Annotated in this window: 28 protein-coding genes, 1 pseudogene and 1 riboswitch; of the genes and pseudogenes, 27 read left to right on the top strand and 2 right to left on the bottom strand. The window is 24.7% G+C overall.

The window, feature by feature from the left end:
• The first annotated feature begins 48 nt into the window (after positions 1-48).
• Complete coding sequence (locus CSGHG_RS01820; RefSeq protein ID WP_010292148.1) at positions 49-645, top strand: hypothetical protein; 597 nt, start codon at positions 49-51, stop codon at positions 643-645.
• 291 nt (positions 646-936) lie between these two features.
• Here CSGHG_RS01820 and CSGHG_RS01815 read toward each other — a convergent pair whose 3' ends face one another.
• Complete coding sequence (locus CSGHG_RS01815; protein ID WP_147582073.1) at positions 937-1,173, bottom strand: hypothetical protein; 237 nt, start codon at positions 1,171-1,173, stop codon at positions 937-939.
• A gap of 1,183 nt (positions 1,174-2,356) precedes the next feature.
• Here CSGHG_RS01815 and CSGHG_RS22975 point away from each other — a divergent pair.
• Positions 2,357-2,512, top strand: a complete 156-nt coding sequence (locus CSGHG_RS22975; RefSeq protein ID WP_155844720.1) for a hypothetical protein — start codon at positions 2,357-2,359, stop codon at positions 2,510-2,512.
• 419 nt (positions 2,513-2,931) lie between these two features.
• Positions 2,932-3,804: a glycoside hydrolase family 25 protein gene (locus CSGHG_RS19570; RefSeq protein WP_010292141.1), complete on the top strand. Its 873-nt coding sequence runs from the start codon at positions 2,932-2,934 to the stop codon at positions 3,802-3,804.
• A gap of 162 nt (positions 3,805-3,966) precedes the next feature.
• Here the strand turns inward: CSGHG_RS19570 and CSGHG_RS22970 are convergent, their stop codons facing one another.
• Complete coding sequence (locus tag CSGHG_RS22970) at positions 3,967-4,197, bottom strand: hypothetical protein (RefSeq protein WP_147582071.1); 231 nt, start codon at positions 4,195-4,197, stop codon at positions 3,967-3,969.
• 253 nt (positions 4,198-4,450) lie between these two features.
• Here CSGHG_RS22970 and CSGHG_RS01790 point away from each other — a divergent pair, with 253 nt between their 5' ends.
• The 24 genes and pseudogenes from CSGHG_RS01790 to CSGHG_RS01675 all read left to right on the top strand — a co-directional run bounded on the left by CSGHG_RS01790 (position 4,451) and on the right by CSGHG_RS01675 (position 24,146).
• A complete protein-coding gene (locus CSGHG_RS01790) occupies positions 4,451-4,906 on the top strand; it encodes a GNAT family N-acetyltransferase (protein WP_010292139.1) in 456 nt (151 codons plus the stop codon).
• A gap of 179 nt (positions 4,907-5,085) precedes the next feature.
• Positions 5,086-5,862 (top strand): TraX family protein, encoded by a 777-nt coding sequence (locus CSGHG_RS01785; RefSeq protein WP_010292137.1) that lies wholly within the window; start codon positions 5,086-5,088, stop codon positions 5,860-5,862.
• Positions 5,863-6,167: 305 nt separating this feature from the next.
• The gene (locus CSGHG_RS01780) at positions 6,168-6,593 is read left to right on the top strand and encodes a hypothetical protein (RefSeq protein ID WP_010292134.1); all 426 of its coding nucleotides are present in this window, start codon (positions 6,168-6,170) and stop codon (positions 6,591-6,593) included.
• Positions 6,594-6,665: 72 nt separating this feature from the next.
• Positions 6,666-7,175, top strand: coding sequence for a hypothetical protein (locus CSGHG_RS01775; protein ID WP_010292133.1), 510 nt, complete (start codon positions 6,666-6,668; stop codon positions 7,173-7,175).
• Between the two features lie 126 nt (positions 7,176-7,301).
• A riboswitch (guanidine-I (ykkC/yxkD leader) is annotated at positions 7,302-7,406 on the top strand.
• Between the two features lie 127 nt (positions 7,407-7,533).
• A pseudogene (locus CSGHG_RS19565) lies at positions 7,534-7,853 on the top strand (DMT family transporter).
• 175 nt (positions 7,854-8,028) lie between these two features.
• Positions 8,029-8,688, top strand: a complete 660-nt coding sequence (locus tag CSGHG_RS01765) for a class I SAM-dependent methyltransferase (protein WP_026022183.1) — start codon at positions 8,029-8,031, stop codon at positions 8,686-8,688.
• A 237-nt stretch (positions 8,689-8,925) separates the two neighbouring features.
• Positions 8,926-9,486, top strand: coding sequence for a GNAT family N-acetyltransferase (locus CSGHG_RS01760; protein ID WP_010292130.1), 561 nt, complete (start codon positions 8,926-8,928; stop codon positions 9,484-9,486).
• Positions 9,487-9,831: 345 nt separating this feature from the next.
• Positions 9,832-10,359 carry a GyrI-like domain-containing protein gene (locus CSGHG_RS01755; protein WP_010292128.1) on the top strand — a complete coding sequence of 176 codons (528 nt, stop codon included), beginning with the start codon at positions 9,832-9,834 and terminating at the stop codon, positions 10,357-10,359.
• Between the two features lie 291 nt (positions 10,360-10,650).
• Positions 10,651-12,339, top strand: coding sequence for a cell wall-binding repeat-containing protein (locus CSGHG_RS21630; RefSeq protein ID WP_010292127.1), 1,689 nt, complete (start codon positions 10,651-10,653; stop codon positions 12,337-12,339).
• 138 nt (positions 12,340-12,477) lie between these two features.
• On the top strand, positions 12,478-12,783 hold the full coding sequence (locus CSGHG_RS01745; RefSeq protein ID WP_010292125.1) for a hypothetical protein: 306 nt from the start codon (positions 12,478-12,480) through the stop codon (positions 12,781-12,783).
• A gap of 93 nt (positions 12,784-12,876) precedes the next feature.
• A complete protein-coding gene (locus CSGHG_RS01740) occupies positions 12,877-13,551 on the top strand; it encodes a response regulator transcription factor (protein WP_010292124.1) in 675 nt (224 codons plus the stop codon).
• A 4-nt stretch (positions 13,552-13,555) separates the two neighbouring features.
• On the top strand, positions 13,556-14,743 hold the full coding sequence (locus tag CSGHG_RS19555) for a sensor histidine kinase (RefSeq protein ID WP_010292122.1): 1,188 nt from the start codon (positions 13,556-13,558) through the stop codon (positions 14,741-14,743).
• A gap of 146 nt (positions 14,744-14,889) precedes the next feature.
• Positions 14,890-15,432, top strand: a complete 543-nt coding sequence (locus tag CSGHG_RS01730) for a GNAT family N-acetyltransferase (protein ID WP_010292120.1) — start codon at positions 14,890-14,892, stop codon at positions 15,430-15,432.
• Between the two features lie 335 nt (positions 15,433-15,767).
• On the top strand, positions 15,768-15,962 hold the full coding sequence (locus CSGHG_RS01725; RefSeq protein WP_010292118.1) for a hypothetical protein: 195 nt from the start codon (positions 15,768-15,770) through the stop codon (positions 15,960-15,962).
• Between the two features lie 341 nt (positions 15,963-16,303).
• Positions 16,304-16,807, top strand: coding sequence for a GNAT family N-acetyltransferase (locus CSGHG_RS01720; protein WP_010292116.1), 504 nt, complete (start codon positions 16,304-16,306; stop codon positions 16,805-16,807).
• Positions 16,808-16,996: 189 nt separating this feature from the next.
• Positions 16,997-17,731, top strand: coding sequence for an ABC transporter ATP-binding protein (locus CSGHG_RS01715; RefSeq protein WP_010292114.1), 735 nt, complete (start codon positions 16,997-16,999; stop codon positions 17,729-17,731).
• Positions 17,721-18,914: an ABC transporter permease gene (locus tag CSGHG_RS01710; protein WP_010292113.1), complete on the top strand. Its 1,194-nt coding sequence runs from the start codon at positions 17,721-17,723 to the stop codon at positions 18,912-18,914. The genes CSGHG_RS01715 and CSGHG_RS01710 overlap by 11 nt, the downstream gene beginning before the upstream one ends.
• A gap of 337 nt (positions 18,915-19,251) precedes the next feature.
• Positions 19,252-20,205, top strand: coding sequence for an ABC transporter permease (locus CSGHG_RS01705; protein ID WP_026022182.1), 954 nt, complete (start codon positions 19,252-19,254; stop codon positions 20,203-20,205).
• The gene (locus CSGHG_RS01700) at positions 20,195-21,157 is read left to right on the top strand and encodes an iron chelate uptake ABC transporter family permease subunit (protein ID WP_010292110.1); all 963 of its coding nucleotides are present in this window, start codon (positions 20,195-20,197) and stop codon (positions 21,155-21,157) included. The genes CSGHG_RS01705 and CSGHG_RS01700 overlap by 11 nt, the downstream gene beginning before the upstream one ends.
• Positions 21,154-21,909, top strand: coding sequence for an iron ABC transporter ATP-binding protein (locus CSGHG_RS01695; RefSeq protein WP_010292108.1), 756 nt, complete (start codon positions 21,154-21,156; stop codon positions 21,907-21,909). The genes CSGHG_RS01700 and CSGHG_RS01695 overlap by 4 nt, the downstream gene beginning before the upstream one ends.
• Before the next feature lie 40 nt (positions 21,910-21,949).
• Positions 21,950-22,894, top strand: coding sequence for a siderophore ABC transporter substrate-binding protein (locus CSGHG_RS01690; protein WP_010292107.1), 945 nt, complete (start codon positions 21,950-21,952; stop codon positions 22,892-22,894).
• Positions 22,895-23,149: 255 nt separating this feature from the next.
• Entirely contained in the window at positions 23,150-23,317 is a 168-nt protein-coding gene (locus tag CSGHG_RS22965) for a hypothetical protein (RefSeq protein ID WP_010292105.1), read from the top strand.
• Positions 23,318-23,337: 20 nt separating this feature from the next.
• Positions 23,338-23,676: a hypothetical protein gene (locus CSGHG_RS01680; protein WP_026022181.1), complete on the top strand. Its 339-nt coding sequence runs from the start codon at positions 23,338-23,340 to the stop codon at positions 23,674-23,676.
• A 20-nt stretch (positions 23,677-23,696) separates the two neighbouring features.
• Positions 23,697-24,146 (top strand): FUSC family protein, encoded by a 450-nt coding sequence (locus CSGHG_RS01675; RefSeq protein ID WP_162130904.1) that lies wholly within the window; start codon positions 23,697-23,699, stop codon positions 24,144-24,146.
• Positions 24,147-24,166 lie beyond the last annotated feature (20 nt).

Genomic DNA, 24,166 nt, shown 5'->3' with positions numbered 1-24,166 from the left:
TTATAATTAATGTTGAAAAAATATTATTAGATGTAGAGGTATAAAGGAATGAGAAAAATAAGAAAAAAATGTTCTATTATTTTATTAATAGTTTTAATTAGTTGTGTTACTGGTTGTAGTAAAGTAAATTCAGATATTGAAAGTTATCTTAATACAGGTAGTAACATTGATTCAAATGCAAAGGATTTCATGCCTAAGTTAGATGACTTGCCTACATATAAAGATATAACATATAAGTACACTAATAAATCAATGGTTATATTTCAAGCTCATTCAGTTGTTCTTGTTGTAAGTTATGATGATGAAACATATAAAAATGAAAAAGCTAAACTAGAAGAAAAATATACTTTTTTAGATTCAAAAGTTAGTTTAGATCCAATGTATAATGTAGATGATGGTGAAGATAAATATGTTATACCAGAACATGAATTTTTGATAAATAGCTATAATTTTAGAGTTGTAGATGAAAATGAAAAAAATAATAGAAAATTTCCAAAAGCTTTTGGTATTATTGGAACATCTGATAAAGAAAAAAGTATAGCATACTTATATTTTTATGATCAAGACTTAGATTATATTGGAGATAAAGATGAAAAACAGCCTATGGCTAATTTCGTTAAAACTTATTTTAAATATAATTTTTAGTGATAGTACTTTTAGTAATGGTATTACTACAGATATATATTTTAGGAATAAACATGTAGTAAGATTTTAAATTAATTAAAATAGGTAATTAAAAAGACAAGCTGTATTAATTATTTTGATACAGCTTTCTTTTGATTCATAGAGTTCCAATTTGACTTTTAAAATTATCCATTCCAAAACTTCCTAAAATAGTTACACATATTCTGAATCACTTAGAATGCAACATTACATCTTGTATAACAATAGTTTAAGGTTATTGAATAAATTTAAATTGGAGCTTGTTTCTCTATACTAATAACCTATGCCTTGAACAATCCATTTTGTTTTATTTTTATCATTAGACCTTATTAATGTTATATATGGACCAACAACTTCATCAATATTAGTGCTTATACCATATATATTGTAAAATAATATATCATTCTCTGTGTAATCTATAAGAGTTTTTTTATATCTTTTTACCTCATACATTTTATATTTTAAAGTTTCTTCATTCATTTTAGTAGGTTTAACAAAAAAATATAACATTTATCATTTGATTTATTTCTCTCCTTAAAAAGATTTTCATCATGAGAAAGAAATTCAGTAGTAACTTTTTCATATAATTTAAAATTATTTGTATTAGTACTCTTAAAATATAATCTTATTGTATATTGTGGCATAAAAGGCATATAAAATGGAATTATAAAAAATAATATTATGAAAATTAAAAATATTAAAGATAATAATTTTAATTTTTTATAATTCTTTAATATACTCGTGATTGTGAATGGGGTTAATCTTTTCATAATACATATCTCCTAACTTAATTATCATATTCTAACTGGTTAATTATGAAGAAAATTTATGTAATTAGCTATTGTAAAGAATAGCAAAATTAATCGTTTATCATAAATTTTTTAATCAAAGGAATTTAGTTTTATTATAGTAAATAAATCTATATAAATAATTAAATTTTTATTGTGTTTCCATAAAGTTAACATATAATTAATTTTAGATTATTAAATAGATTTATACATTCAATCATAATAGTAGGAGTTTTAAGATGTTCTATTGAATTAATAGAAATGTTTATTGAAAAAAGCATAAAAAATGATATTAACTTTTTTCAATATTCTTATTAAATGATTCAAGTTTCTGATAAAAGATAAAAAAGGAAAAAAATGAGTAAAAAGAAAAAAATGGGGTGGAAATTATTTAGATGATTCAGAAGAGCAAAACTTAAAATATCCACTATTAAAGGAGTAGTATTTAATATTACATATTAGAATAAGTAAAATATCATATAAAAAATGGTCTGTATTAGAATAGAGTTTTATAACTTTATTCTAATACAGACCATTCTTTGTTTTAGCAATAAATTTAAAATATTCTCCTCTATAGGGTTCCAAGTTGACTTTTAAAATTATCCATTCCAAAACTTGGATACCTAAAATAGTGAGATATGCTCTGAATCCCTTAGAATTCAACACTACATTTTGTATGAAAAATTTTAAAGTTATTGAATAAATTTAAATTGGAGCTTGTTTCCCTATATAATGATAAAATCTTAAATAAAATTTACATTAAAAAATAGAAAAATAAATGTTTAGAATTATTAAAATGGGAATAATTCTAGATATATGGTTATAAATAGAAAAATATAAACTGATTTATGAATAGCTAATAAATTTTATGTTATATACTTTGGTAGCAATGGAGGATACATACTATGAATATGTTAAAACAAATTGATAAGAAGAGAAAAAGAATAGTTGAAGTTTTTCAAATAGTAGAAATTATATTTTATATGGGAATAATGCTTATAAAAGAGTTACTGCTTATATTTGTAAATGGCTCAATACAAAGAGTGAAGATGCTATTTTAATACATAGGAAAAATCATAAAATTGGGATGGGGAGGAGTACCTATGAAGATGGTGATGAATTATATAATGTAGAACTTAATGTATATTTAAATGGTACTAAAAAATTAATTAAAAGATAAGATTCTAATTATTGCAGGTGGTTTTTTGATACCTCCTTTATTTTTATTTTAAATTTAAAGATTAGCGAGCAAAGTACTAATTAAAGCATAGTTTATATTATAACACTTTAAAAAATAAGTCTAATAATTATTATACAAAGATATTTAGAATGAAAAATAAAACTATATATAGAATATTATCTTTTATTTTTAGTAGTTTTTTACTTATTTTAAAATTAAAATTTTTTAATAATCTATTTAAAATAATAGATAATATCATCACAATTGAACCAATGAATAGGCTAAAGGAGGAAGAACGACTTGAAATTAAAAGGAATAGATGTAAGTGAACATCAAGGAATTATAAATTGGGACAAGATAAAAGGTCAAATAGATTTTGCTATTATTAGGGTTGGCTATGGAGATAACATGACTAGTCAAGACGATAGTCAATTTAAAAGAAATATACAAGAATGTGCTCGTTTAGGTATTCCTGTAGGGGTTTATATATACTCTTATGCAGTTACAATAGACCATGCCAAAAGTGAAGCAGAACACGTTTTAAGAAATATAAAAGGTTACAAGTTAGATTATCCAGTATACCTTGATTTAGAGGATGATGGAACTACAGGAACTTTGGACAATAGTGTCATAGCATCTATAGCTAAAACATTTTGCGATATTATAGAAGCTGCTGGATATCATGTTGGAATTTATGCTAACACTTATTGGTTTAATAATAAACTTACAAGTGATATATTTAATAGATATGATAAATGGGTAGCAGAATATAATTCTAATTGTAATTATAGAGGTAATTATGGTATATGGCAGTTTACAGATAGTGGAACTTTTGATGGGATTAATGGACAAGTTGATACAAATTATTGCTATGTAGACTATCAATCTATTATAAAAAAATCTAGCTTGAATGGAAGTGAAAAAAATTTGAAAGTTTATAGAAATGTTGTTGTTTATGCTAAAGGATCAGACGCAGATGAATGTATAGCTAAAATTCTATCATGGAAACTAGAAGATTGCATTGTGGTTAATCATGAAGAATATGTAAAAGGTATGGGTAAAAGTGTTTATAGTGTTGGAGCATTAACCGGTGTAGAGGCTAATGTTTATATACGCGGTAAAAATAGAGAAGAAACTCTTAAGATTGCTGAGGAAAGGGTAGGGTTAAGATAAGATTAACTCTTAATTAAAAGTTACTAATATAGAATAAATAATATAAAAATACCCACATATTAAGCTTGTCTAGTTTAATATGTGGGTGTTATATTAAAACTTAATATTATATTAGATGATTTTTAGTTAGTGTAGAAAATATAAAATTATATTTATAATTATTTAACACCAAAATATCCAGTCAAATAGGCCACAGCCACAATCATCACAACAGCCATTGTTCCAATTATCACAACAGTTATTGTTCCAATCAGTTAAACAGTGGTCAATCCAATTGTTATTACAATCATTGTTGCAGTCATCCCAATTATCACAGCAGTTATTGTTACAATTATTATTACAGTTGTTGTTACAATCATTGCAGCAGTTATTATTCCAATTGTTACATGACATAAAAATCCCCCCAAAAATTAATATATATTTATATATTATAATATGAGATTATAATGCATCTGATATTCAAATTATGGGAGTAGATTAAATAGAAAGAGGGATAATTAAATAAATATAGAACATTTTAATGGACATTATGAAAAAATCCATTCAATTATTATAGTAAATGCAACTCCGGAAAAAACTTATTAATATAAAGTAATAGCATTAAAAAATCACAATAAATTTTATGTTATGTGGGAGGGATGATAATATGATATATAGATTAGCAACAGAAAAAGATATTCCGACACTTTCAGAAATGAGGTGGCAACACGAATATGAAGAAGAAGGAAATTTTCAGACTTCAAAAGAAGATTTTATTAAAGAGTGTAATTTATTTTTAATAAATGGTTTAAAAACTGGAAGTTGGGAATATTGGATAGCTAAAGATAATAATAAAATTGTTTCCAATATATATATAAATAGAATAAGAAAGGTACCTAAACCACAAAAGTTATTTGCAGAAATAGGATATGTAACAAATGTTTATACAAAAATAGAATTTAGAAACAAAGGTATAGGATCGAAGCTTATAAAAAAAGTGAAACAATGGGCATTAGATAATAAAATAGAATTGTTATTTGTTTGGCCAAGTGAAAGGTCGATAAACTTTTATAAACGTCATGGGTTTTTAATAGAAAATGAAGTTATGGAATTAGAAATATAAATAAAATATTGGTTTTTATAAAGTCAGTGAAAATATTGTAAAAATTGAGAAAAATTTGACAATTAAACAAAAAATAGTTAAAATAGTGTATGAAAATGATTACAGGCTTATTCTATTATAATAAATATATTTTTTATAAATATGTTTGTTAACTATGATTACAGGGGGAAGAAATAATAGTGGATACATCTATAATTGAAAAAACGGAAATATCATCAAAAAGGGGATTATCAGGAAGTACATTAAAAATTATGGCAATAATTTTAATGTTTATTGACCATCTTGCAGCAATGTTAATATTAATGGGTATATATTCTAAAAAAATACCTTATACCGGAGATATGAATACATTAAATGGCATATATTTAATGATGAGAGCTGTAGGACGTATATGTTTTCCAATATTTTGTTTTTTGCTTGTTGAAGGATATGTTCATACAAGTAATAAAAAGAAATATGCATTTAGACTTTTTATATTTGCCTTAGTTTCTGAAATACCTTTCAATTTAGCATTTGGTGATAAAATGTTTATACCAATTTCTAGATTAAATAATGTGTTTTTTACATTGTTTTTAGGAGTATGTGTAATGTATATAATTGAAGTCATTAATAGTAAAAAAATGAATAAAGTAGTTAATATAGTTTGTATTATAGCTACTATAGTGTTATTTGGAATAATAGCTAAATTTATAAAATGTGATTTTACTTATTACGGAATACTTTGCATAGCTCTTTTTTATATATTTAGACAAAAGAGATTGTTACAAATATTATCAGGAGCTATTGTATTTTTATATGAGGTACCATCAAGTTTGGGAATAGTATATCTCTCATTACTTGCAATCTATTTTTACAATGGAGAAAGAGGCTTGAAAATAAAATACTTTTTTTATCTTTTTTATCCAGCACATTTACTAATACTATATTTTGTAAGATTATATTTGACAACAAGGTAAATGAAGTTAATTTATAAGAATGTTTAATGAAAAACTAATATAAATTTAAAATAAAATATAAAAAATAATAGGGAAATGTCTTAAAATATAAACTTATTTTGGGACAATTCCTTTTGTATTTTAAAATAAAAACAAATAAAGGAATTTTAATCACTTTTTAGTGTTATGAACTGGAAATATGAAAATACTGGTGGTTTATTATTTGTAAAATGTTTAGTACAATTTAAATGTGTAAAAATAATACAATTTAACAATTAAATACTAAACATAATCAATACATAAAATATAATAAAGAGGTGTTAACAATGATAAAAAAGAAAAAAATTATGATTGGATGTATACTAGTTTGTTTGTTTTGTATTGTTGGTGGGTATTCATATGTAAATATTAATCAAAATAAGAATTTTAGTATAAATGAAATAGGTTGGAGTGCCCAAACAATAATGTGGACTGATAAAACTAAAAATAATGTTTATGATATTAAATTTCAAGAATTTGATGGAACAGAGTTAAAAGAAATAAGCTCTTTAAAGAATTCTTATAAAATGAAAATTGACTCTAATGTTGAACATGGAGATTTAAACATTAAAATTTATAATAATAGTGAAGTGTTATTTGAGGAAGATGGTACTGTTGATAAAACTATTTCAATTCCAAATAACAATGAAAAATTAAAAGTAGAAATTAATGGTGATAATGCTAAAGGTCATATTAAAATTAAATTAACATAAAAGTATCACTATGCATTATTTTACTGCAAAATAAATTTTAAGGGGATTTGTTTTGATGTGGGGGATATTGTTATGAACAATTTTGAAAAATTAATTTTTGTTTTTGTAGGGGGAATACTAATTTTAGCTTTAATAGGAAAAATAGAAGAAAAAGATATGGAGAAAAAAGAAGAGTTAGAAATAAAAGCTGAAATTAAAAGAAATAATAAAAATTATATAATGAAATTTACTGATTCACTTAGATATATATCAGGGTTTAAAGATAAAGGAAAAGCTATGCTACAATCAATGATTTTAATGGATAATGAAATTCAATTTGTATTTTCAGAAATAACTAAAATCATTAAGGCAGATAATATAAAAAATATATATGTAAGTAATGAAGAAGATATTAGTGAAAAAATGCCTTGGCAAAAAGCTATAATATTTAATGAAAAAGAATCAGCGACGAAACATGAAAAGAAAATGTTGAGAGAGTTTATTATGATTGAGTGTATATATAATAACTATGAAACTACTGTTATAATAGAAGGTATTGATGTAGAAAGTAAAGTTTATTCATTAAGATTTGTATATATGTAATTTGAAGAAAATTATGTTTTCAATAATTTCATACTTTTCTTATATAGGTTGAAAATAAGAACATTAATAAATATTGACTATTTTAATAAATTTTGATATATTAGGACACATAAAAATATATATGTCTTAAAAGTTTTATAGGGTTCCGCAATTTTAAATTAGAAATTGGTCTGGTCCAAGATAAAACGTACAGTTTAACTGTATTCACGGAAGGATAAAAGCCTGGGAGATATTTTACGTATCCACCTTGGCTTTTTTTATTTGTCATTAAAAGGAGGGGAATAGGTTTAAATTTTAAAAGAAATAGAGGAGATGTAAATTACATTTAATTACTTAATATTAGAAAGGAATGAAAATTATGCAATGGTTATTTTTAGTTTTAGCAGGTTTATTTGAAGTAGGATGGGCTTTAGGCTTGAAATATTCAGAAGGGTTTACAAAATTTATGCCAAGTGCATTTACTGTATTGGGAATGATAGCAAGTTTTTATTTTTATCATTATCATTAAAAAATCTTCCATTGGGTACTGCATATGCAATTTGGACAGGAATTGGTACTGTTGGTACTGTAATTTTAGGGATAATATTATTTAAGGAACCAATAAGTATTACTAGACTAATTTGTATTGGATTTATAGTAGTTGGAATTGTGGGATTGAAGTTAGTATCATCTCATTAATTGAAATCTTAACATATTTGAGATAGCTCGTGATTAAATTTGAATATTTACTCTTTAAACAATATTTAGTAAAATTATAATAAATATGTTAAAAGTTCAAATCAGTATAGGAGGAATATAGATGAGTGATGCAATTGATAGTGAAATTGTAAATAGTTAAGATGACATACTTATTATGTTGGATAGCTTAATGGAAAAAAGAGAGAACAAATGGTGGAATGATTTTTATTCTAATAAGGATAAGTCTGTACCGTTTTTTGAAAATATTCCAGATGAAAATCTTATTTCGTATTTTGAGTCAGGTATATTGAATAAAGGAAAGGCACTTGATATAGGTTGTGGAAATGGAAGAAATTCATTATATCTTGCACAAAATGGGTGGAATGTTATAGAAATAGATTTTTCCAATACTACTATTGAATGGGCTATTGAAACAGCTAAAGCAAGTTCTATAAATGTAGACTTTTTATGTAAATCCATATTTGAATTTGAGAATGAATTAGATAGCTTTGATTTTATATATGATAGTGGATGTTTTCATCATATAAAGCCACATAGAAGAAATCAATATTTAAATATTATATTAAAACATCTAAAAAAAGATGGATATTTTGCAATGACTTGTTTCAATTTGAAAGGTGGAGCAAATATTTCCGATTATGATGTATATAGAGATTATTCAATGCATGGGGGCCTTGGGTTTACTGAATATAAATTGAAAAAAATTTTGGAACCATATTTTGAAATAATTGAATTTAGGGAAATGAAAGAATCATATAATGATGATGTTTTTGGAAAAAGCTTTCTATGGACAATACTAATGAAGAAAAAATAAAGAGGTTTTTGGGAAAACTTATTTTAAAATTTGATAAAACAAATTAAAAATCATAATGTTTTTCATTGGTTTTGCTGCTATAGTGAAATAAGCCCTCATTTAAGTTTATTTTATACAAGATAGAATGTTCAATTCTAAGTGATTCAGAGTATATTTCACTATTTTAGGGATCCAAGTTTTAGAATGAATAATTTTAAAAGTCAATTTGGAATTCTATAACAGGGGGTGAGTAAGGTTGTGTTAAAACATAAGGGAACAGAAAAACTAGAAACTGAAAGACTTATTTTAAGAAAATTTAAAGAAGCGGATGCGTTAGACATGTTTAATAATTGGGCATCTGATTCGGAAGTAACTAAATATCTTTCATGGTCTGCACATAAAAGTGTTGAAATAAGTAAACAACTCATAGAAATGTGGATAAATAATTATAAAAATATGGAACAATATCAATGGGCTATTGAGTTAAAAGAAACTGGACATGCAATTGGTAATATTAGCTTACTAGAGATTAATAATAATGATGAAAACTGTGAGGTAGGATATTGTATAGGTAAAGCATTTTGGAATAAAGGTATTATGACAGAAGCATTATTAAAAGTAATTGAATTTGGTTTTAATGAAATAGGTTTTCAACGTATAGGAGCACGTTTTGATGTAAATAACCTTGCATCAGGACGAGTAATGGAAAAGTGTAATTTAATTTATGAGGGAACTTTAAGAAAGTTTATTAAGGATAATAGTTGTAACTTAGTTGATTGCAAGTATTATTCAATATTAAGAGATGAATATTATAAATGATACTAAAACTTAATAAAGTAGTCATATTTTATGAAATAAAGCTACTCATTAATTTTTTGAGTAGCTTTATATATTATCTTTCTATAAAATCCACATTCTCTGTTTTATAACTAAGCGTAGAATTACGTAATGAAGTTTCAATAAAGCCGGTTTACTAGGTAAAACATATAATTTAAGATACATAAGTTGCAAACTATTGTAAATGGCTGTAAAATATTGTTATACATCCCTAAACAGTTATTCTAAAATGTATGTCATCCATTTCATACTAAAAACAGATTTATAGAAAAAATTAATTTCTATTATAAAGTTGACTTTTGTATGGAAATAAAAGGGGGTAGAGATATGGAATATCATATTATTGAAAAACAAGAAATTAAGATTGTAGGAGCTATTAGAAATTTTGAAAAATGTACTACAAATGCTAAAATTAATAATTGGCAAGAAAAAAATATAGATATATGGTTATTTTGGGATGAATTTCTTAATAAGGGAATGGATAAGAAAATTGGAAACGAGTATAAGCTTTATCGTCCACCATTTTGGCGAATGTGTGCAACGCAAACATTAGACAATGGAGAAAATGTTATAGCTATTGGTGCAGAAGCTGATGGTAAGGATTATAAAGATTTAGATACATTTAAAATTCCAGCAAGTACATGGGTTGTATTCGAGACTAAGGAATTTTTAAGTAAGGACAACAACACTATAGAAAGTTTAATGAAGGTGATTAATACAGAGTGGTTACCTACAAATGGTTATGAAAAGTCAATGAATTATGAAATTCAAGTATATTGTCCAGAAGAAGAAAAATCAAATAAATGTGGTTTTGAAGTGTGGATTCCTGTAATAAAGAGGAAAATAATTAATTAAAAGTAATTTATTTAAACATAGAAAATGACATAAGGTTAGAACTTATGTCATTTTCTATGTTTAAACGGATTTAAGTATGAAAAAAATATTATTAATAATTACTTCAAAATTATATAAACTTAAATAAGATTTATAACAAAAGTTTTAAAGTAATTTGAAAAAATATTAAACTTAATATTTTGTATTTAAATTATTTATAGATGAACATATTTTAAAAAAAATGAAGATTTATCACATTTTTAATATGATATAATATTACATAATATTAAAAAAATGTAAAAGGGTGAGATTATGAAAAAATACTTAAAAACAATTAGCATTACGTTTATTGTATTAATAGTTATATATTCAATTAATATAAATACAGTTAATGCAATGCCAAATTATAAAAGAATATTTGGAGCGAATAGATATGAAACTTCAAAAGAAATATCTAAGAATGGATGGGAAAAAGCAGATTATGCTATTATAGCTAGTGGAGAAGGATTTGCAGATGCATTATCAGCTGCACCGCTGGCTAAAAAATATGATGCGCCTATAATTTTAACTGAATGTAAAGGATTAAATAAAAATGCAAAAGAAGAATTAGAAAGATTAAAAGTGAAAGAAGTAATTATAGTTGGAGGAATAGGGGCAATATCATCTAATATAGAAAATGAAATAAAAAATTTGAATATAAAAACAAGGAGAATTGCAGGAAACTCAAGATTTGATACAAGCTTACAAGTTGCAAAGGAAATAGGTTCAGAAAATGGAATAGTAGTGGTTAATGGATACAATTTTGGAGATGCTTTATCTATATCATCTATAGCTGCAAATAAAGGGATGCCTATATTGCTAACTAAACAGGAGAATTTATCAAATGATATTAAAACTTTTATTAATAACAGTGGATATAGTAAAAGTTATATTATAGGTGGTAATTCTGCAGTAGGAAAAAATGTTGAATATAATTTAAAAAATTGTAAAAGAATATGTGGGTATGATAGGTATGCTACTAATGCAGCTATATTAAATGAATTTGTAGATGAAATTAATTTAGAAGGTGTATATGTAGTGTCTGGAAGTAACTATCCAGATGCGTTATCAGTAAGTTCATTGGCTGCAAAAATTAATGCACCTTTAATGTTAGCTTCAAGTCAAGTTGATATGTCTATGTTAAATTTCATGAATAAAAACATAGATAATATAAAAAATGTTAATGTTATAGGAGGAAAGTCTGTAGTAAATAATGATATGGTGAACATAATACTAAATGGTAAAATAGATATTTCTAATAATAACAATTATTATGTAAAGTATGAGGAATATTCAGATGTAAATGGAGATGGAAAAGATGAAAAGATTCAGGTAGTATGTAGCAAAGAGTACACACCATATTCTATTAAAGAAATAAATATTTTAATAAAGGATGTTAGTACAGGTATAGTTTTAGAAGAATTTAAACCTAGACCTGGATTTCATATTGAATCAATAAAAATATCTGATTTTGATAAAGATGGAAGTATGGATATTTTTGTTGAAATGCCATGTGGTGGAAGTGGGGGCTATATAGATGTAGAAATTTATTCTTTTAAAGATAATAAATTGAAAATTATTTATAATCGTGATAATGATAATGGAATAATCCATCCAAGTGAATATATATCTGTTAATCATTTTACTGATGAAAAAGAAATAGAATTTAGAAATATAGATTTTGATAAAGTATTTATAATTAATTATTTAGATTATCTTAAAAATAATACTTCTATAGATGATTCAAAAGGATATTTTGGTTGGCTTTATATAGATGCATTTGATATCGAAAAAAATGGTGAAAATGATATAAAAACAACAAGTTGGTATGTGTTTGATTATAAAAAGTATGTATGTAAAGTTGAAACTATATATACTTGGGATATTGATAGTAAAAAGTTTATTATGAAAGATATAAATTTTAAACCTAGTGAAAATATAAGTGTAGTCTATGAAGAATAGTTATGTAAAAAATATTTGAATGACTTTAATATAAATATAATAAATTTCATTTTAAAATCTAACTTTAATCTAACTTTAACTTATGTATAATAAAGCCATGATATAGAACATCAATAAAAAAACAAGGAGGATTTTAATATGAAAATGAAAAAATTAGGTATTCAACTTTTAACAGTAGCTATGTTAGTAGGTACAACAACAAGTGTTTTTGCATCAAGTCAAGGTGGGGAAAATATTGTTGATAAAATTTCAGCAAAAATAGGTACTTATGCAGAAGGGAAGGCACCTGAGATGCCAAAGGATGCGATACAATTAGAGAAAAGTGATGTTAATAGTGATAATGAAGAAATTTTAAATGGTGAAGTTAAAACTTATAAGCAAGGAGAAATGCCTGAGAAGCCAGAAGGTGCCGTAGAAATGAACAAACAAATCATTGAAAATTAAATAGGAAATAAATAAGTATTATATATATGGTTAAAATATATCATAAAAAAGCCACACAAATTTGTGTGGCTTTGAATATTTAGGAGGTGTTTTATGAAACTTTTGCTTGTTGAAGATGAAAAAATGTTATCGAAAGTTATAACGAAGGGGCTAAAAAAACATGGATATGCAGTTGATAATGCATATGATGGTGAAGAGGCACTACAGTTTTTAGAAATAAATGATTATGATTTGGTTATATTAGATTTAAATTTACCTAAAATAGATGGCATTGATGTATTAAAAGACATAAGGAAAACTGATAATGAATTAAAAGTAATTATCTTGTCTGCAAGGAGCGATGTTGAGGATAAAATTATAGGTTTAGATAGTGGGGCCAATGATTATCTTGCTAAGCCCTTTGAGTTTGCAGAATTAGAAGCAAGAATAAGAAATTTATTAAGACGTGCTTTTGTGCAACAAAATGTAAAACTTTCTTGTGGAGAAGTAACAATTGATACTGCTAGCAAAATAGTAAAAGTTAAGGATATAATAGTAGAACTTACTAAAAAAGAATATTCTATTTTAGAGTATTTAATGTACAATAAAAATAAAGTTATAAGCGCAGAAAAGGTCATTGAACATGTTTGGGATAGTGACGTAGATTTGTTTTCAAACTCATTTAAGTTTCACATTCATTCTTTAAAGAAAAAACTATCAGTATCTGAAGGTGATGTGATTAGAAATATTAGAGGTCAGGGATATATTCTTACAGATAAGAAGGTGTGATTATATGAAAAGAATAATTACTTTAAAAACTAGAATTACTCTTTTGGTAGGTATTATTATAATACTGATTGCCATATCTCTAACTGGTATATCTATTAGTAGTGCAAATTATTATTTTTTGAAAAATAATATGGATAGGGAAATTATTGAAAATGAAAACAGCGATTATATAAATAGAGAAAAAATTATTGAATCGGTTAATAAGGAAAATAATGTTGAAAATCTAGATGTACGGATTAAGGCTGTAGAGGCTCAAAAAAATTTTTCTATTCAAAGTATAATTGTAATGATAGGAATTATAATTGCTGGTATTTCTGGTGCATATATTATGGTTGGTAAAGCATTAAAACCACTTTCACAGCTTAGTGATACAGTTCATAATATTAATGATCAAAATCTAAATAAAAGGATTGATGTAAAAGATAGTAAGGATGAAATAAGTAGTCTTGCTAAATCTTTTAACTCAATGCTAGAAAGATTAGAAAAATCATTTGCAAATCAAAAAAGATTTTCAGCAAATGCTGCTCATGAATTAAAAACACCTCTTACTACAATTAAAGCATCACTAGAAGTTTTAAAAATTGATGATATGCCCAATATAGAAGATTATAAAGAAAATGCAGATATTGTTGAAGAAAGCACTAATAGACTTATTAAAATAGTAGATGATTTATTAAAGCTTACATCTTCTGAATTATTAGATTTTAATGATGAAATACATTTAAAAAATTTATTCAAAGAAATTTTAAGTGAATTATCATTTAGAATAGAGAGTAAAGGAATAAAAATAAATTTAGATATACAAGAGAATAATATACATGGAAATAAAACTTTATTATATAGAGCTTTTTTTAATATAATAGAAAATTCTATAAAATATGGAAAGAGCAATGGATATATTAATATTTCATCAATGCGAGATAAAGATAAAATTATTATAAATGTAAAAGATAACGGTATTGGAATTTCACAAGATGACAGGGAACATATTTTCGAACCATTTTTTCGCTCTGATAAGTCACATTCACAGCAAATTAAAGGTTCAGGATTAGGGCTATCAATTGTAAAAACTATTATTGATAAACATGATGGTAAACTATCAGTTAATAGTGAAATTAACAAAGGAACAGAATTTAAAATTGTTTTTAATAAAAAAACTATACTAAGCATGGAAGATTTTAAATTAAAATAATAAGAATAGTGTAGAAACTATAGAGTAAATGAAGTTACTTATTCTAACTTAAACTACATTTTAATTGATTTTAAATTATTAAGATTGACCTTTACGCCACGTAATAACTTATAATTAAAGTATAATTTATTGGAAGGTATTTAAAAATGGTTAAACTTGAATATTTAAAAGAAGAAGATTTAGAAAAAATTGTAGAATGGAATAAGAATAAGTCATCAGATTATTTATTGCAATGGGCTGGACCTAGTTATACGTATCCTTTAACTATTAATCAAGTTAAAGATTACTATTTTAACGATGTTAAAAAGCATAATTCTAATATATTTCTTTATAAAATAATTATAGTTTCTACAAATGAAATTATAGGAACCATTGAACTTCGTGAAGTAGATAAAACTAATAAAATAGGTAGAGTATGTAGATTTTTAATTGGAGAAGAAAATATTAGGTATAAAGGGATTGGAACACAGGCATTAAAAGAATTATTAAGGATTGGATTTGAAAATTTCAATTTTGAAAAAATAACTCTTGGAGTGTTTGATTTTAATGAGAGTGCAATTAAATGCTATGAGAAGTCTGAATTTTCAAAAGAAAAATTTATAAAAAATGCAAGAAAAGCAAAAGATGGATATTGGAATTTATATGAAATGACCATTTTAAAAAGTAAATGGAGAATAATGAATAAGTAAGCTATTTTAAAAACTAAAAATATAATCAAATGAATTTATTATAAAATTATTCAAAAGTGAATTGCTGTATTTTTAGCATATATAGTATTAACTTTTACAAAATGTAATATATAGTGTATAATAATATAGTGATTTTAAAATAATAAAGAAAGGTTAAAGAGGTTATAACAGCTAATGATTTTAAAAAGTATATAGAGTTAATAGGAAAACTAAGTAATGTAGAAGTACGAATATGGTACAATAGGAAAGATAAAAATATAATTAATAAGATAGATAAGTCACTATCAATAAAGAAACAAGCTCAACAAGCTCATTTTTTAAGAAATAAATATAGAATGCAAGCTAGGAAGTTAATGAAAGATAAAGAACTAGCAAACCATTTAAATTATAATAACACTAACAAGCCATTTGAATATTATGAAAGCAAATATATGAAAAAAGGATATGATGGTGATAGACTTTATCAGAAAATAATAGATGCTTCTACCAGATCTAACAAACAAGTGAATAAGCAATTAGGATTAAGTTAATTGCCTTAGTTTTTGAAGCGCCCATTAAGGGGCCTTTTTTTTTATTGAAAAAATTCAATATAGAGAACTGAATTTGAAATTATTATTAATTAATTGTAAGATTAATTCTTATGAATATTAAAATACATTATTTAGTTAATATTACTTTTATTTTCTACGAAAACATTACAAAATGAAATGGAGAATGGAAATATATTTTTAAAAGGATAATTATAAATCAAGAAGAATTAATATAAATATGTGATGAAATTTTTAGAAGAACCGTATTGAAAGTTCTTATTATACATTTCATAGCAATTAAATTTGAGTTTTTATATGAAAAAATTGGGGTGGTTATAATAATGGTACAAAGCATTAAAAAATTAATAATTAGAGAAGCAAAAATAGGGGATGCTAATGAAATTATAAAATTAGTAAAAAAAGTAATGAGAGAAGTACAGTTTTTTACTAAAGAGTCAGAAGAATTTAATTTAACAATTGAACAGGAAATAGAATATATTAAAAAAACATCATTATTTTTAATTGCGGAAATGGAAGGAAAAATAGTTGGATGTACTACATTACAAAAAGGGAATTCAATTAGGACAAGACATGTTTCAACATTTGGAATAACAATTTTAAAAGAATATAGTGGGTTAAAAATAGGAAGTGCTTTAATTAAGCGTGTAATAGAATGGGCAAAAGTAAATGAAATAGAAAAAATTGAATTAGAAGTTTTCAGTAAAAATGTTGTTGCAATTGGACTTTATAAAAAGTTTGGTTTTATAGTTGAAGGTGTTCGTAATAAAAATATAAAAATTAATGGAAATTATGAAGATACATTGCTTCTAGCTAAGTTTTTATGAGAATTAGATTTAAATTAAAGAGTATTGTATATTAAAAAAAAGATTTGGTATTGTAAAGGATGTATATAAAAACCATGCAAAGAGCTTTTGTATAGGATTTTATTGGAAACAAATCAATATGGTATAATATGTTTAAAATATAAGTTATTATAAATAATATATAAATTTTATTATTAAAGAGGTGAAAAAATGATAGATGTTAAGGGGATCAAAAAAAACTTTGGTAAAGTTGAAGCATTAAAGGGGATAAGCTTTAATGTTCAAAAGGGTGAGATTGTAGGTTTGCTAGGTGAAAATGGAGCAGGAAAAACTACGACTTTAAGGATGATAGCTACAATGTTAAAACCTACAGAAGGAACTTGTCTTGTAAATGGTCATGATATATTTAAAGATGCTGACAAAGTAAGAGGTGAAATTGGAATTTTATTTGGCGGAGAGGTAGGACTTTATGATAGACTTACTGCTAGAGAAAATATAAGATATTTTGCACTACTTAATGGTATGAACAAAATAGAAGCGGATAAAAATATAGAGGAACTTGTAAGAATTCTTAATATGGAAGAATATATAGATAGGAAAGTTGGGAAATTCTCCAGGGGTATGAAACAAAAGGTTGCTATTGCAAGGTCTATTGTACATAATCCTTCAGTTATGCTATTTGATGAGCCTACTATTGGTCTAGATGTAATTTCAACGCGAATAATTCAAAAGTTTATATTAAAATGTAAAAAAGAAAATAAAGCTATAATATTTTCAAGCCATAGTATGAATGAAGTTGAAAAATTATGTGATAGAATAGTTATCATAAATAAGGGGGAGGTTGTTGAGAGTGGCACAATAAAAGGACTTAAAGAAAAATACAACAATGAAGATTTAGAAGAAGTGTTTGTAAGTCTAATTGGAGGTGACGGTATTGAGTTTTAAAACAGTTGGACTAATATTTAAAAAGGAATTATCAGATTTATTTAGAGATAAAAAAACAGTATTAGTAGGAATTTTAATTCCGCTATTACTATTGCCTATAATGTTTTACTTTATGAGTGCAGGTATAGAAAAAACTGCAAAAAAGGAAAATTTCAATATAGCTATAGAAGACAAAGGTAAAAGCTCTTTAGATAAATTTTTAAAAGAAAAAAATGATCTTAATATAAAAACTATAGAATTTGATAAAGCAGAAGATAAGGTTAAAGATGGTGATATTGCAGTAGTTATAACAATACCAGATAATTTTGAAGAAAATATAAAAAATGGAGTTCAAACAGATATTGATGTTATATATGATGATTCAAGTCAAACTTCTAGTATGGTATTTTCTAAGGTTAATCAATATATAGGTGAGTTTTCACAAAATGTGGTTAAAACAACACTTATCAATAAAGGTATTGATCCTAGTGTATTACTTCCTGTAAATATAAATGAAAAAACTATCGTTGAAGAAGATAATGGGGTAAGCAAGATGATTATGTCTATGATTATACCTTTGTTTATAGTTTTATATTGTGTTACAGGACCACTACCGGCTGCTACAGATTTAGGTGCTGGAGAAAAGGAAAGAGGCACTTTAGAGCCACTTTTGACAACAAAAGCAAGCAGATTATCTATACTTTATGGAAAAGTTTTTGCTATAACTGTACTTGGAATTATTACTGCTATTGCAGCAATTGCTGGACTTATAATTTCATTTAAAATAAGCCCTGGTGTTTTTGGTGGAGGAGTAGAAAATTTTGATATAGGACTATCTCCGTTAACAATACTTATAATATTCCTATTTACAGTACTAACATCTATGGCTTTTGGAGCTTTAGAGTTAGCTATAAGCATATATGCCAGGTCCTTTAAAGAGGCTCAAACTTATACTACACCATTAACTATTTTAGCTTTTGTACCAACTTTTTTAATGTATACAGTTGATGGAAAAAATATAGATAATATCTACTTTCACATACCAATAGCAAATGTTATGTCTATATTAAAAGAGGTAACACTAGGAGTTATAAATATTCAACATATTCTTGTTGTTTTAGGGTGGATGATTGCGTATATAGTAATATCAGTAGCTATAGCTAGATATATGTTTAATAAGGAAAATGTAATTTTTAGAACTTAAAATTAAAAGTTAAGGGAGCTTAGAAAAAATAAGCTCTCTTATTTTTTTACTTTTTATTTTTATTTATAGAAATTGTTGAAACTTATCTTGTTATCAATAGAGTTTTCACGTATTTAAGAGAAAAAAACAGATTTTAGATAATAAATGTTAAATTTTATTAAAAAACTTTCAAAAATAAGTTGACAATGATAATGAATTTCATTATCATATATTTATTGATAATAATTATTAATAGTTATAAATTGAAAATTATAGAAAGGAGAAGTTACAATAAATCATTAATAGATTTTTGTAACACAAATTAAAGCAATATTTTAAGCTTTATTAAATTCAAAGTATGAAAGATAAATATTTAGTAGTTATATTAGTACTATTGTCAATGGTATCTTTATTTGTTGGAGTTCATGAATTAAATATCTCAAACTTGTTAAATGGAGATACTATGCAATTAGAAATAATATACTTATCAAGAATACCACGGTTAATAAGTATCATACTTTCAGCAGTAGGTATGAGTATAAGTGGAGTTATTATGCAACAAATAAGCAATAATAAGTTTGTATCACCTACTACAGCAGCAACAGTAGATTCTGCAAAGTTAGGAGTTTTAATATCAGTTATGTTTTTCTCGACTACTACACTGACAGAGAAAATGATTATGGCATTTATATTTTCTATAATTGGAACTTTTATATTTATGAAAGTTTTAAGAAAAATAAAATATAAAAACGCAGTATTTATACCATTGGTAGGAATAATGATAGGAAATGTAATTAGTTCAATTACTGATTTTATAGCTTATAAATATAATTTAGTTCAAAATGTAAATTCTTTTATGCAGGGGAATTTTTCTATGATTATTAAAGGTAATTATGAGCTATTATTTTTAACTGTTCCTTTATTAACTGTAGCATATATATATGCATATAAATTTACGGTTATAGGAATGGGTGAGGATATATCTAAAAATTTAGGTTTAAATTTCAATAAAGTAGTTACTATAGGTATGGTTATAGTTGCATTAATATCATCATTAGTTGTGATAACCATTGGGAATATACCCTTTTTAGGTTTAGTAGTTCCTAATATAGTTTCTATATATAAAGGAGACAACCTATCTGAAAATATTAGTACTACAGCATTGGTTGGAGCTATTTTTGTATTATGTTGTGATGTAGTTGGAAGATTAATAATATTTCCATATGAAATACCAATAAGTGTTACTGTAGGGTCAGTAGGATCTATAATATTTCTTTGGTTAATTTTTAGGAGAAATAATAATGAAAAGTAGAAATATAAATGTAAAAAGTAAAATTTATTTACTAGCTATTATAAATTTAATATTAATTATGCTATTTATATTTTTAGGATTAAATGAAAGTAATTTTAATTACAATATTTCAAAGAGAATACCTAAAATTATAGCAATAATAATTTCTGGTTCGTCTATAGCTTTTTCATCATTAGTATTTCAAACAATGACTAATAATAGAATTCTAACTCCTAGTATTTTAGGACTTGATTCATTATACATATTTTTTCAGACAGTTATTGTACTTATGTTTGGGTCTTCTTCCATATTTATGTTGAATAAAAATATAAATTTTATATTTTCTACTATGCTTATGATAATTGGAACATTAACTTTATACAAATTAGTAGTACTTAGAAAAAGAAATATATTCTTTTTATTATTAGTAGGAACGGTTATGGGCACGTTATTAAAAACATCAGCAACTTTTATGCAAGTTATAATAGATCCCAATGAATTTGAGGCTTTACAGACAGTATTATATGCGAGCTTTAACAATGTAAATATTAATATATTATTTTTTAGTCTGATAATTACGGTAGTTATTGCTGGAGTTGTGTATGATGATATTAAAAAATTTGATGTGATGTTACTAGGAAGAGAGAATGCAATAAATTTAAGTATTAATTATGATAAATTATCTTATAAAATAATTATTATAGTTTCAATATTAATATCTGTATCAACAGCTTTAGTAGGACCGTTAACATTTTTAGGTATATTGATTGTGAACTTGTCGTATCAATGGCTTAAAACATATAAACACAATCTACTTATAATAGGATCAATTTTAATAAGTATCCTAGCATTAGTAGGTGGACAATTTATTGTTGAAAGAATTTTAAATTATAGTAGTACAGTTAGCATAATAATAAATTTTATAGGAGGAGTGTATTTTATATATTTATTATTAAAGGAGAGCAATATATGATAGAGGTAAAAGGCATATGTAAAAGTTATGGTAATAAAAAAATTGTGGATAATGTATCTTTTGATATAGAAAAAGGAAAAATAACATCTTTTATTGGTCCTAATGGAGCAGGAAAAAGTACTGTTTTATCCATGTTAAGTAGAATAACTAGTATAGATTCAGGAGAAGTTTATATCGATGGTAAAGAAATCTCTAAGTGGGATACTGTTGAATTATCTAAAAAAATATCAATATTAAAACAAAGTAATAATATTAATGTGAGGCTTACAATAAAAGAATTAGTATCATTTGGAAGATTTCCATATTCACAGGGAAAACTTACAAATGAAGATAAAAAAATTATAAATAAAGCCATAAAATATATGGAACTTTCGGATATAGAAAATAAGTATTTAGATGAATTAAGTGGAGGTCAGAGACAAAGGGCATATATAGCTATGATTATAGCTCAAAATACAGACTATATACTTTTGGATGAACCATTGAATAATCTAGATATGAAACATTCAGTTCAAATGATGAAAGTTTTAAAAAGATTAACAGAAGATTTGAAAAAAACAGTGATTATAGTTATACATGATATTAACTTTGCGTCTTGTTATTCAGACAATATGGTAGTTTTAAAAGATGGAAAATTAATAAAAAATGGATTGAAGGAGGAGGTTATAAATAAGGAGTTATTAGAAGATATTTATAAAATAAATTTTAATATAAAAGATATAAATGGAAATAAAATATGTGTTTATTTTTAAGGAATAATTGATAATGAAATTCAAAATCAAGGAGGAAGAAATGAGTAAAAAGGTTTTAATAAGTATTTTAATAATAATTTTATTTTTAATAGGGGGATACAGTTTTTTAAAATTTTCCAATGAAGGTAAAGGTGAAGGCTTAGTTGGAGATATGGTAATAGAACATAGATATGGGCAAACACAGGTTAAAAGTAATCCAGAAAAAATTGTAGTTTTAGACTATGGTTCTTTAGATATATTAGACAAAATGGAAATAGAGCCAATTGCATTACCTAAATCTAATTTGCCAGAATATTTATCAAAGTATAATGATGAAAAATATTCTGATTTAGGAGCTTTATTAGAGTTTGACATGGAAAAAATAAATGAACTAAAACCAGATTTAATAATAATAGAAGGAAGACAAGGTAAATATTACGAAGAACTTTCTAAGATTGCACCAACTATTGGCCTTGGAACAGTTAATAATGATCATTTTAAATCTTTAGAAGATAATATATTTATATTGTCAAAAATATTTGGAAAAGATGCGTTTGGAAAAAAAGAAGTTGAAAAGATTAATAAAGAGTTAGACGAAATAAATAATAAGACTACAAGTTCAGAAAATAATGCTTTAATATTTATGGTAAATAAAGGATCTATTAGTGTGTTCGGACAAGGATCTAGATTTGGTATGATATATGATAAATTCGGATTTAAGTGTGCAGATGAAAACTTAAGTGGTGAAAATAATCATGGTGAAAATGTTTCTTATGAGTATATATTATCTAAAAACCCAGAATATATATTTGTAATAGATAAAAGTGTAATTGTTGGAGGAGAACAAAAATCAGCTAAAGAAATAATGGAAACAGATATAGTTAAAAATACAAATGCATATAAAAATGGAAAGATAATATATCTTGATCCTAAAGCATGGTACTTAGGAGGAAGTGGAATTAGCTCTACAGAAATAATGATATCTGAAATAAAAAAATCTTTATAGTTAAGAGGTTATTGCCAAATGGCAATAACCTTTTTAGTTTTATTTATAAGTTTATAAAAATTTGATGAAAATATTTATAATGTATGTATCGTATAGAAAAATATTAAAATTAATAAATTAAAAGTACGTTATCAATAGCAATATTATATACAATAATAAAAAAATAGTTTAGCATATAACGAATGTTAATAAATTTTAAAAAAAATTTACATTATGATAAAATCCTCAATAGCATGAAAAGAAAAGAGGTTCAATATGAATAAAAAAATGATCTTATCAAAAAGTATTTTATTTATTATGATAGTGGCATTTATAGGTTTATTCAAAATTATATTTGGAAAAGAAAACACTCTTATAGGTGTTACAGTAATAACTTTAGCATTAATGATAATAGAAAAAAACCTAGTGAAAAATTTGTTGTAAGTTTTTCAAAAATATTATTTATGAATGTATTTTTAGGATTATGTTCATTCTTAGCATATAAGTCATTAATATTAGGTTTGATTTTAAACACTACAGTTATGTTTATTGTTGCATATGTTTGCTCATATAATTTAAATGAGGGATTATATATACCTTTTGGACTTCAATATATGTTTATGTTAAATACTCCTGTTGATGATAAAAAGTTTATTATAAGGTTAGTAGCATTAATTTTTGGTGCTTTATTTTCAGTAACACTACAATATATAATAAATAGAAAAAATGATGTAAGTATAAATAAATTTAAATTAGAGAATGAAGTTTTAAATATAAGAAAAATTTCACAAAGAAAAGTTTAATGTTTTCATATGGAGTTAGAATGGCATTAGTTATGGGAATTTCTACATTTATTATGGAGAAAATTGATTTACCAGAAGTAAGATGGATAATGTATACTGTATTTTCTCTTACAAAGCCATATAAAGATAATTGTAATGAAAGAATATCTAAAAGAATAGAGGGAACATTAATTGGAAGTATAATATTTATAGTGTTATTTACCATTATAGAATCGTCAGTATTAAGAAGTTTAGTATTAATGGGGGTAGGATATGCTAACACTTATATAACTGAGTATAAAAAAATGATAATTTGTGTTACCATATCAGCATTAGGAACAGTTGCTATAGGGCAACAACTTTTTTTTATAACTTTAGAAAGAATTATATTTATAATCATAGGCACTATTATATCAAAAGTAATTAATAATTATGTATTACCGTTTAGTACAATTACTGATGAAAAGTGTAATTTGAAATTGAAGTGTTAATATATAATAAAAAAAGCGTG

The sequence above is a fragment of the Clostridium senegalense JC122 genome (assembly GCF_000285575.1).
In the GTDB taxonomy this organism is placed as follows: Bacteria; Bacillota; Clostridia; order Clostridiales; family Clostridiaceae; genus Clostridium_J; species Clostridium_J senegalense.
This window is presented reverse-complemented; position numbering and strand designations above follow the sequence as displayed.